This is a genomic window from uncultured Parabacteroides sp. (assembly GCF_902493135.1).
GTDB lineage: Bacteria > Bacteroidota > Bacteroidia > Bacteroidales > Tannerellaceae > Parabacteroides.
Genome location: NZ_CABUOD010000082.1, coordinates 1 through 7,956 on the forward strand (window position 1 = coordinate 1; position 7,956 = coordinate 7,956).

Consider the following 7,956-nt stretch of genomic DNA (forward strand, 5'->3'; position numbering starts at 1 on the left):
GCCTCGTCTACATCCGCCACCTCGAAGACATCAACATCCAGAACAACGCGATCTATACTTCCAAGCTGGAAGGAATCGCCGAAGGAAAAGCGGAAGGTTTTGCCGAAGGCATGCGCCAAGTCGCTGTCAGGATGAAAGAGACGGGCGTAGACATGGCCACCATCGCAAAGTGCACCGGCTTGAGCGAGGAAACAATCCGGTCTTTATAAGAGAGGCTGCACTCTTGTTTAAAAGTAAACCGTTTCGTTGCTTGAACCTCCGTCTACCCACGGGTTGATGCTGCCGGAGAGATGGATGTCTTTTGCTTGCAGGGTGAATTCGTAGGTTTGTTTCTTGCCGGGTTCGAATGCTTTGAAGGATTCGATGCGGTAGTCTTTACCGCTCATACGGACGATAAAGACGGGCTGGGCAACCGGGAAGAGCAGGTGGTCGGCAACGATTGTCTGTTGTGCCGGGGCGACAGGGGTTTTTAAGTCCTTGATAAATGTGTAGGCCGTTGTGGAAACCGCCTGCGTCAGCTTGCCTGTCTGAATGTCGAGTTGCAGAGCAGGGGAGTAATTGGCTAAAGAGATGCTTTCCAAGACCATCTCTTCTTTGATGTCGTCGGCTTTCTGGAATTTGATGGTGATGGCGGAGAGGAGGTGGTTGAAGGAGAGGTTGACCGTCTCTTCGCTTGTGGCTTTACTCCGGTTCAATACGGGAGTGGACCACATGATATCTTCTTGTTTGCTTAGATCGAACGGAATACTTCCGGGCGTATGGGTGGCCGATTGTGTATAAGGATAGTAAGCGTAGAAGTTTAGCAAGGTGTCGGGATTGATCGGATAATGGGCGTCTGTCGAAGTTGTCAGTTCGGCACTGCCGGCTTCTTTGGTATAGAGATGGTTGGCCAGATCCTTACGGAGTGTCGTATTGACGCTTCCGTCATCTTTATGATGCCCCCAAGAAAAGACTCCGATTTGTGAGTTGTCGGGAAGGGAGGTTTCGGTGATGATGGATTTGGTGGTAAGGGTTTGGATATGGGTGGAGAAGTGGATGGATTGCGATGGCGTTGCTTCCACAAGTGGCGCGTCTGTTTCATTACAACCAGAGAATATAAGAAATAATAACCAAAATGTGTATTTGATGATTTGCATGTGTTGTAATTGATTTGTAAGAGGGATGGGCGATCAAGATATATTGAAGATGTGTCAAAAGTATTTTGTCATTCTGGGACAAGCCTGGAATGGCAAAACATTTTTGACATATCTCAATAGTCTCTATTGAATTTATTATTCGACTGTACCTTCTCCGGTTCCATTTGGTGTCCATGCTGTAATATCAGCTTTGACATCTATCCCTGTTGCATTAAATGTTAGGAGAACGTTATAAGATTTTCCTGCAGCGAATTTGCTATCACCCCCTGTTGGAGTAATGGATATGTCTGAGTATGTTCCCATACTTGTTACAACTTCTATCTTGAAACTTGTTTGTTCTGGTTGTAACATAATGGGAGAACCAACGGTAGCCTCTTCTCCTATAGTTAGTGTTCCTGTAACTGATGCATCAAATTTGGCACTTTTACTTTTTCCCCATGCGCTTAATGCACCTGTAGCTATATCCATTTTACATTGATCATTTACTCCTGTTACTTTAATTGAAGTAAGTGTCACGTCATTAGGAATACTTCCAGCTTTGACTTTAAATTGTATTTGTGTAAGTGCATGATTGAATTTTAGTGTATTTGCTGGGGGAGTAGTTTTATTTCCACTAACAGGTGTTGCATACATTAAGTCTTCTTGACCAGTGATTGTGAAAGATACTGAAGGAGCTGTACCTTCACTTGGTGCTGTAATATCTGTTCCTTCATAAGGAAAATATGCGTAAAAATTAACATCCCCTGTACCTGGATAATAATATTTCTTACTATCATCGAAAGTAATATTTCCAGATGTATTTGTACTTGATGATTGGTTTGCTATGCGTGGAGTAGCAGTCCATGTATTATCATCTATAGCATAAATACCGATTTTCTGATCACTATTAGCCAGACCTGTTAAGTCAACTATTGGAGCTTTAGTTTCTACACCGATAGTTCCAGCACTCAACTTAATCTCCACCTTATCCTGATTGCCACCAGTCACATCGTCAATCACATCATTCTCATTCGAGCAGCTACTCATAGCTGCCATGCTTGCAATTGCAAGCATGCTTAATACTAAACTTTTCATAATATTCTTTTTTTTAATTGTTGTTATACCCTATAATCGCTTATTATTTATTTGTCTATTCGATGATTAAGCTGTCTCCGGCGGCGACTTCCCAGTGGTTGATTTTGACTGTGAAGGTGGGACCGGGAACGACGGTGGCTTCTATGGCTACGTCTATGTCGTGACCTTCGGTTTCGTCGATGGATGTTCCTAAGTCGATCGTGGAAGAACTGTTGCTGCCGTCGGATAAGGTAAAGTCTAATGTTACCTCATGGGCGGGCGTTTCCGGTTGTCCGGGTTCTCCGGGCTGTCCCGGCGGCTCCTCTCCTTGTTCTTTAGGTTTTCCCAGCATCAGAATGTTTGCTTGAACTCCTTCCTCCGAGGGAGTGGTTTCGAATGTCAGGTCTGCCGTCTCTTCTGCCATGATCTCCTGTTTGCTCAGGTTGATCGAGGTCGACATCCCGCTGATGGTCCCTTTGCAACTTACCATCTTTTCCATTCCGTCGACCTTGATCTTGATGGATAGGTTGCGGACTAACGGTTCGGGGACAAATTCGACCAACTCGTTGTCTCCCGCTTTTATTTCCAACTCCTCCAGGGCGATTCCGTATAAGGGGACCTGGCCCGCTTGAAGTTCGTCGGCGGCTTTCGTCGTTTGGATATACGCTTCCGCCGTTTCGTACTTGTTCGTATTCCTGAAAGCGATGCCGTCTGCATCACAGTTGAACACCAAAAGTTTGTAGCGGGCGGGCGGCAATGTGAAACTCATTCCGTTGGCATCGTCGTCCATCTGGATGACCGAGCCGCCGTCTGCCGGATAAAAACAATATCTTACTTGTCCCGGAACCGGATATCCTTTCAACAATTTTTCCCATTTGAAGGAATATTGCACGTGTCCCTGCTGTTCCAAATCCGGAGTCTTTTCCTTGCTGCACTTTATCAGCGTGGTTATGATGCAACAAATGGTAAAGGCGATCCCTGTTTTTATACAATTCTGAATGTCCATTTCTACTAATAAGTATCGATTGCCGATACTCCCTTACTGTTATGATGCAAATGTAGAGAGATTGGAAACAGGTGGAATTGCTTTTTTTAATCAAAAAGTTGCAAAACTTGCAATATCTGTTGATTATTATATGATTTCGTTTCTTTCGTTGCGGACGGCGCGTGGAGACTTGCCGAAATTGGCGCGGCAGAAGTGGGAAAAGTTGGAGAGTGATTCGAAACCATACTTGTAGCAGATTTCGGAAATGCTGAGGTTGGTGGCGATCAGGTCGTTCTGTATGTCCTCGCATTTCTTTTTGAGCATCCACTGGTAGGCGGGTTCCCCGAAAGTCTCTTTGAAAAGACGCCGGAAGGTGGGCGTGCTGTATCCGCCTAATTGCGCAAAAGCCTCCACGTCTTTTACTTTCAGGTAGTTTTGCATGACGAAATAGCGGAATGTCTTGCTATACCTATATATAGGTGCATAAAAAGTGGCGATCTCCTTAAGCGTGTAATAGCAGTTGAGCAGGAAATACAACTCCGTCTGTTTGGCTTTGAGAAACTCGGTGCACAGGAGGTCGTTGTTGAGGTACATCTTCAGCCCGTTGATGAAAAGGCGGAGCGGGAAGCACATGTCCATGACGGTAGGAAGCAAAGGCGATTCTTTTGCCAGTTCGAGCCCTTTGTTGAAACGGTCGCTGCAAATGGACAAGGGAGTTTCGAACAGGTACAGGATGCATTCCGTCGCTTCGAGCATGCGGAACTCCACACGCGAACCGATCGGCTGCATGATGAACTGCCCGTCGTGGAAGATCGTGCCGGGATGTTCCTCGCTATCGACCTGGACTTGGCCGCTCACCAAAAAGTAGATCGTATTCTGCGAACACCGTTCCTTCGGGATTATCATCCCTTTCGGGAAGGAGCGGTATTTGAACAGTTGCTTCTGGTAGCGGGAGCAGGAAGAACAGTCTGTATATTTCTGACAGATGAAATCCGACATGCGCGGCTGTGTTTAGAGTTTGACCTTTTTGCTTTTACCTTGATTTTCGTTATGGAAACGGTCTACGGCTGTGACCACGTAGCGGTATTTGCGTTTTCCGTCGTTGTAGGGCAGCAGGTAGTTCGTCTCGCGTGTGACCGCTACGATCTTCGAAGGGTCGTCCAGATTGAGCGGCTCCTTGTCTTCGAAGCGGTAAATGACGAAATAGCTTGCCAGTTCGGGATTGGTCTTGCTTTGTTCCGCCTGCCAGTGCAGCAGATAGCCTTGGGCCGTCCATTCGGCTTTCAGCTTCTTGACCTCTTGCGGAGCCCGGTTGTGCAGATGGGTATAGGCCGGGATCAATGCCGGATAGCGGTGGTAGTTCCGTTTCAGGCTGTCGGCCATCCCCTTGTTGTTCCAGAGTATTTCGTTTGCAGGCCAGAAGCAATTTCCGCTGACATGGGGCAGTGCGCGTTCGTAGCGCATCTTGCGGGTCAGTTCTCCGGCTTTCATGGTGCGGGCTACATCCTGGCCGATATACAGGTGTCCACCATTGGCGTTTTTGTCCCACCATTTGATCAGCGTGATATAGTCGGCTGCCGGATGTCCGATCTCCCAATATATCTGTGGAATGTTATAGTCTATCCACCCCTCTTTCACCCAGCGTGTCACGTCGGCATACAGGTCGTCGTAGTTCTGCAGCCCGTTGGTGTTGCTGCCTGAACCGTCGGGTGTGCTTTTCTTGTTGCGGTAGATGCCGAACGGGCTGATGCCGAATCTTACCCACGGTTTGGACAGCAGGATGGTGCGCTTGATCTCGCGGATCAGCTTGTTCACGTTCTCCCTTCGCCAGTCTGCACGCTGCGACGTTTTGTATCCTTTGTTCAAGCCGTGTTTTTGAAAACTCTTGTCGTCCGGGAAAGGCATGCCCGCTACCGGATAGGGATAGAAATAGTCGTCCATGTGGATCGCGTCTACATCGTAACGGCTCACGATGTCCCGTACCACGCGGCAGATGAACTGCCGGCTTTCCGGTAATCCGGGGTCAAACAGGATTTGCTTGTTGTAGGTCACGAACCATTCCGGATGCTTATTATATATATGTGAATCGGCAAAACGGGTATTTCCGGCTGTGCTTGCCCGGTAAGGATTCAGCCAGGCGTGGAATTCCATATTCCGTTTGTGGCATTCTTCGATCAGGAAAGCCATCACGTCGAAGTTCCCCGCCGGGGCGAGTCCCTGTCTGCCGGTGTAGAAACGGCTCCAAGGCTCGATATCCGATTTATAGAAGGCGTCGGCTTCCGGCCGCACCTGGAAGATGATCGCGTTGATCCCGCATTTCTGCAGATAGTTGAGCTTGCGGATAAAGTCTTTCCGCATTTGTGCGGGTGTCATATCCTTATATTCTCCCTGGAAAGCCGTCTGTATCCAAGCCCCGCGAAATTCCCGTTTCGCTTCTTTCCCAGCCGGTTGCTGCGGTATTTGTTTCGTCGTCTTACATGACGTTACTGCACCAAGCAGCAAGATCAGTAGCAGACGGAGGTATTTTGCCATCATGAAGTCTGTGAGTTTGAGATTCTTTTGTTTGTTGTCCTATACACTTTGTACAATTCGACACAAAGATATAAAATAAAATTGAGACTTAGTACAGAACGCAGTAATAAGGCTGATGAATAGCGGTTTAGGCGAGAGAAAGGAGAGAACGGAAAGCCAAGTGAGGACAAAGTTGCATTACTATCTCGTTACTTTCTTTTGGCTGGTAAAAGGCCAGGCCGGGATAACCTCTGAAATGGCAACGACCACCCCGACATTCCAATCCCATATAACAGTTCTGTTTTTTGCTAAATATTGTGCCATTTTCGAGAATAATCAATAGCTTTGCATAAAATGTCAAGTTAAATCAGTTAGAATGAAGCATATCAATAGTTAAAAGTCGTTTTAGTAGAGAAGCAAAAAAACAGGAAAATGGCTTGCCGAGCAATTGGGCAAAGACCCAGCTACAGTATCGAGATGGTGCTCCAATTCTATCCGACCACCCGTTGAAACTTTCGCTAAAATAGCCGAGTTGCTGAATGTTGATATGAAAGAGTTATTTAATAGTAGCAAGTAGGCATATTGTGCAAAGTAAAGATATAGAAAATAATAATCAAGGAGTGAAGAGCGATTCTAATATTTAGGAGTATACATGGAACAACAAAATGAAATCATCATATATCAGTCTCAGGATGGTACGATAAAAGTCGATGTACTATTCTCGGAGGAGACGGTTTGGTTAACACAGACGCAGATAGGGTCTCTGTTTGGAAAGGCCAAATCTACTATAAGTGAGCATATCAAAAATATCTTCGAAGAAGGAGAATTGAATGAGAATATGGTTGTTCGGAAATTCCGAACAACCACTCAGCATGGTGCAATTGAAGATAAAACACAGAGCCACGAGGTTAATTATTATAACTTGGATGTAATAATCTCAGTTGGTTACAGAGTGAAATCTATGCAAGGTACGCAGTTCCGTATCTGGGCAACGCAGCGTTTGAGGGATTATATCATCAAGGGTTTTGCTCTGAACGATGAGCGATTCAAGAGCGGTTCATCCATGAACTACTTTCGAGAACTGTTAGACAGGATTCGGGAGATTCGCTTGTCTGAACGGCTTTTCTATCAACAAATCAAAGATATTTATGCCACAAGTATTGATTACGATCCATCCGATGAGATGACCCTTGCCTTTTATAAAGAAGTACAAAACAAACTTCTTTGGGCGGTCAGCGGGAAAACTGCGGCGGAGCTGATTTATTATCGGGCAAATGCCGCATTGCCACAAATGGGACTGACATCAACATCTTTGCCCAACAAGGTTCGTAAGGCAGATGTGGAAATTGGAAAGAACTATCTGAATGAAGAGGAGATCGGGCTTTTGAAATTGATCGTGGAACAATTTCTTGCTTATGCAGAGACTCAGGCTATCCAACACAAACCGATGTATATGCGGGATTGGATTGAGAAACTGAAGCAAGTACTTACTATGAATGATAAAAACATATTGGAGCACGCCGGGTCAATTTCTCATAAATTGGCACTGCAAAAAGCCACTGATGAGTATGATAAATACAAGGAGGTGCAAAAACAGTTGGAGCGACTGGAAAGTATCAAAGAGTTGGAGAAAGATATTCAAAAACTGAATAAGAATAAGAAAAAAAGAGAATAACTTAAACTTCAAGCTATAATGGAGACTGAGAAGGATTTTTGGTCTCCGTGTATAATGCTCCTGAATATCTTGGTTATTAACAAAATCCCCTTTATATTTACATAGAGTTGTTTTAGGGAAGGTAAAGCATAGATAACTAGTGCGGCCTGACTTTCGCTAAATCGTTACCAACAACTTGTTACTTCTCAATTATAGCCTATCAATCAGATAGATACAAGAAAAAATCTTATTTGAAGCAAATATCATTGTTACCGGAGATAGATCCGGAGGTTGGTGAGCCGCCCTATCAGTTATTCCGGGAAAAGCAGCATGTCGCATTACCCAATACCGGTATGGTCTATTCCCTGGATATCGGTGATCCGTATGATGTGCATCCGAGAAATAAAAAAATCGTTGGTGAGAGACTGGCGGAGCACGCATTCCGGATTGTTTATGAGAAAAGCAAATAATCAAAATGTCACTGCTTCTGCATGTAATCGGGTTTAATACCCCATATAAATGGTATGGGTCTTGTTCACTTTTGCTGTATGGTTACTTTTTGTGTATTTAATTAATAAAAGAGCACAGCTTAAAAAATAAAAGTCTATATTATAAGT

Annotated in this window: 8 protein-coding genes and 2 pseudogenes; 4 read left to right on the plus strand and 6 right to left on the minus strand. The window is 45.1% G+C overall.

The window, feature by feature from the left end:
• Nucleotides 1-209: pseudogene (locus RDN79_RS18710) on the plus strand (hypothetical protein); the annotation flags it as partial.
• A gap of 18 nt (nucleotides 210-227) precedes the next feature.
• Here the strand turns inward: RDN79_RS18710 and RDN79_RS18715 are convergent.
• From RDN79_RS18715 to RDN79_RS18740, 6 genes are all read right to left on the minus strand, one after another.
• Nucleotides 228-1,061 (minus strand): fimbrillin family protein, encoded by an 834-nt coding sequence (locus RDN79_RS18715; RefSeq protein ID WP_298551801.1) that lies wholly within the window; start codon nucleotides 1,059-1,061, stop codon nucleotides 228-230.
• 210 nt (nucleotides 1,062-1,271) lie between these two features.
• Nucleotides 1,272-2,210: a fimbrillin family protein gene (locus RDN79_RS18720; protein WP_298551799.1), complete on the minus strand. Its 939-nt coding sequence runs from the start codon at nucleotides 2,208-2,210 to the stop codon at nucleotides 1,272-1,274.
• A gap of 55 nt (nucleotides 2,211-2,265) precedes the next feature.
• Nucleotides 2,266-3,195 (minus strand): DUF5119 domain-containing protein, encoded by a 930-nt coding sequence (locus RDN79_RS18725; protein WP_298551797.1) that lies wholly within the window; start codon nucleotides 3,193-3,195, stop codon nucleotides 2,266-2,268.
• 126 nt (nucleotides 3,196-3,321) lie between these two features.
• A complete protein-coding gene (locus RDN79_RS18730) occupies nucleotides 3,322-4,173 on the minus strand; it encodes an AraC family transcriptional regulator (RefSeq protein ID WP_298551795.1) in 852 nt (283 codons plus the stop codon).
• Nucleotides 4,174-4,185: 12 nt separating this feature from the next.
• Nucleotides 4,186-5,709 (minus strand): glycoside hydrolase family 10 protein, encoded by a 1,524-nt coding sequence (locus RDN79_RS18735; protein ID WP_298551794.1) that lies wholly within the window; start codon nucleotides 5,707-5,709, stop codon nucleotides 4,186-4,188.
• 124 nt (nucleotides 5,710-5,833) lie between these two features.
• Nucleotides 5,834-5,974: a hypothetical protein gene (locus tag RDN79_RS18740; RefSeq protein ID WP_308573350.1), complete on the minus strand. Its 141-nt coding sequence runs from the start codon at nucleotides 5,972-5,974 to the stop codon at nucleotides 5,834-5,836.
• A 104-nt stretch (nucleotides 5,975-6,078) separates the two neighbouring features.
• Between RDN79_RS18740 and RDN79_RS18745 the strand changes: the two are divergent.
• The 3 genes and pseudogenes from RDN79_RS18745 to RDN79_RS18755 form a co-directional block, all read left to right on the plus strand.
• Nucleotides 6,079-6,262 (plus strand): annotated as a pseudogene (locus tag RDN79_RS18745) (helix-turn-helix transcriptional regulator); the annotation flags it as partial.
• 75 nt (nucleotides 6,263-6,337) lie between these two features.
• Nucleotides 6,338-7,360 (plus strand): virulence RhuM family protein, encoded by a 1,023-nt coding sequence (locus RDN79_RS18750; protein WP_298551792.1) that lies wholly within the window; start codon nucleotides 6,338-6,340, stop codon nucleotides 7,358-7,360.
• 230 nt (nucleotides 7,361-7,590) lie between these two features.
• The gene (locus RDN79_RS18755; protein ID WP_298551790.1) at nucleotides 7,591-7,809 is read left to right on the plus strand and encodes a hypothetical protein; all 219 of its coding nucleotides are present in this window, start codon (nucleotides 7,591-7,593) and stop codon (nucleotides 7,807-7,809) included.
• Nucleotides 7,810-7,956: the final 147 nt, after the last annotated feature.

Excerpts from the sequence above, each read along its gene's own strand:
- RDN79_RS18720 (WP_298551799.1), bottom strand. The coding sequence starts at position 2,210 with ATGAAAAGTTTAGTATTAAGCATGCTTGCAATTGCAAGCATGGCAGCT.
- RDN79_RS18735 (WP_298551794.1), bottom strand. The coding sequence starts at position 5,709 with ATGATGGCAAAATACCTCCGTCTGCTACTGATCTTGCTGCTTGGTGCA.
- RDN79_RS18725 (WP_298551797.1), bottom strand. The coding sequence starts at position 3,195 with ATGGACATTCAGAATTGTATAAAAACAGGGATCGCCTTTACCATTTGT.
- RDN79_RS18750 (WP_298551792.1), top strand. The coding sequence starts at position 6,338 with ATGGAACAACAAAATGAAATCATCATATATCAGTCTCAGGATGGTACG.
- RDN79_RS18740 (WP_308573350.1), bottom strand. The coding sequence starts at position 5,974 with ATGGGATTGGAATGTCGGGGTGGTCGTTGCCATTTCAGAGGTTATCCC.
- RDN79_RS18730 (WP_298551795.1), bottom strand. The coding sequence starts at position 4,173 with ATGTCGGATTTCATCTGTCAGAAATATACAGACTGTTCTTCCTGCTCC.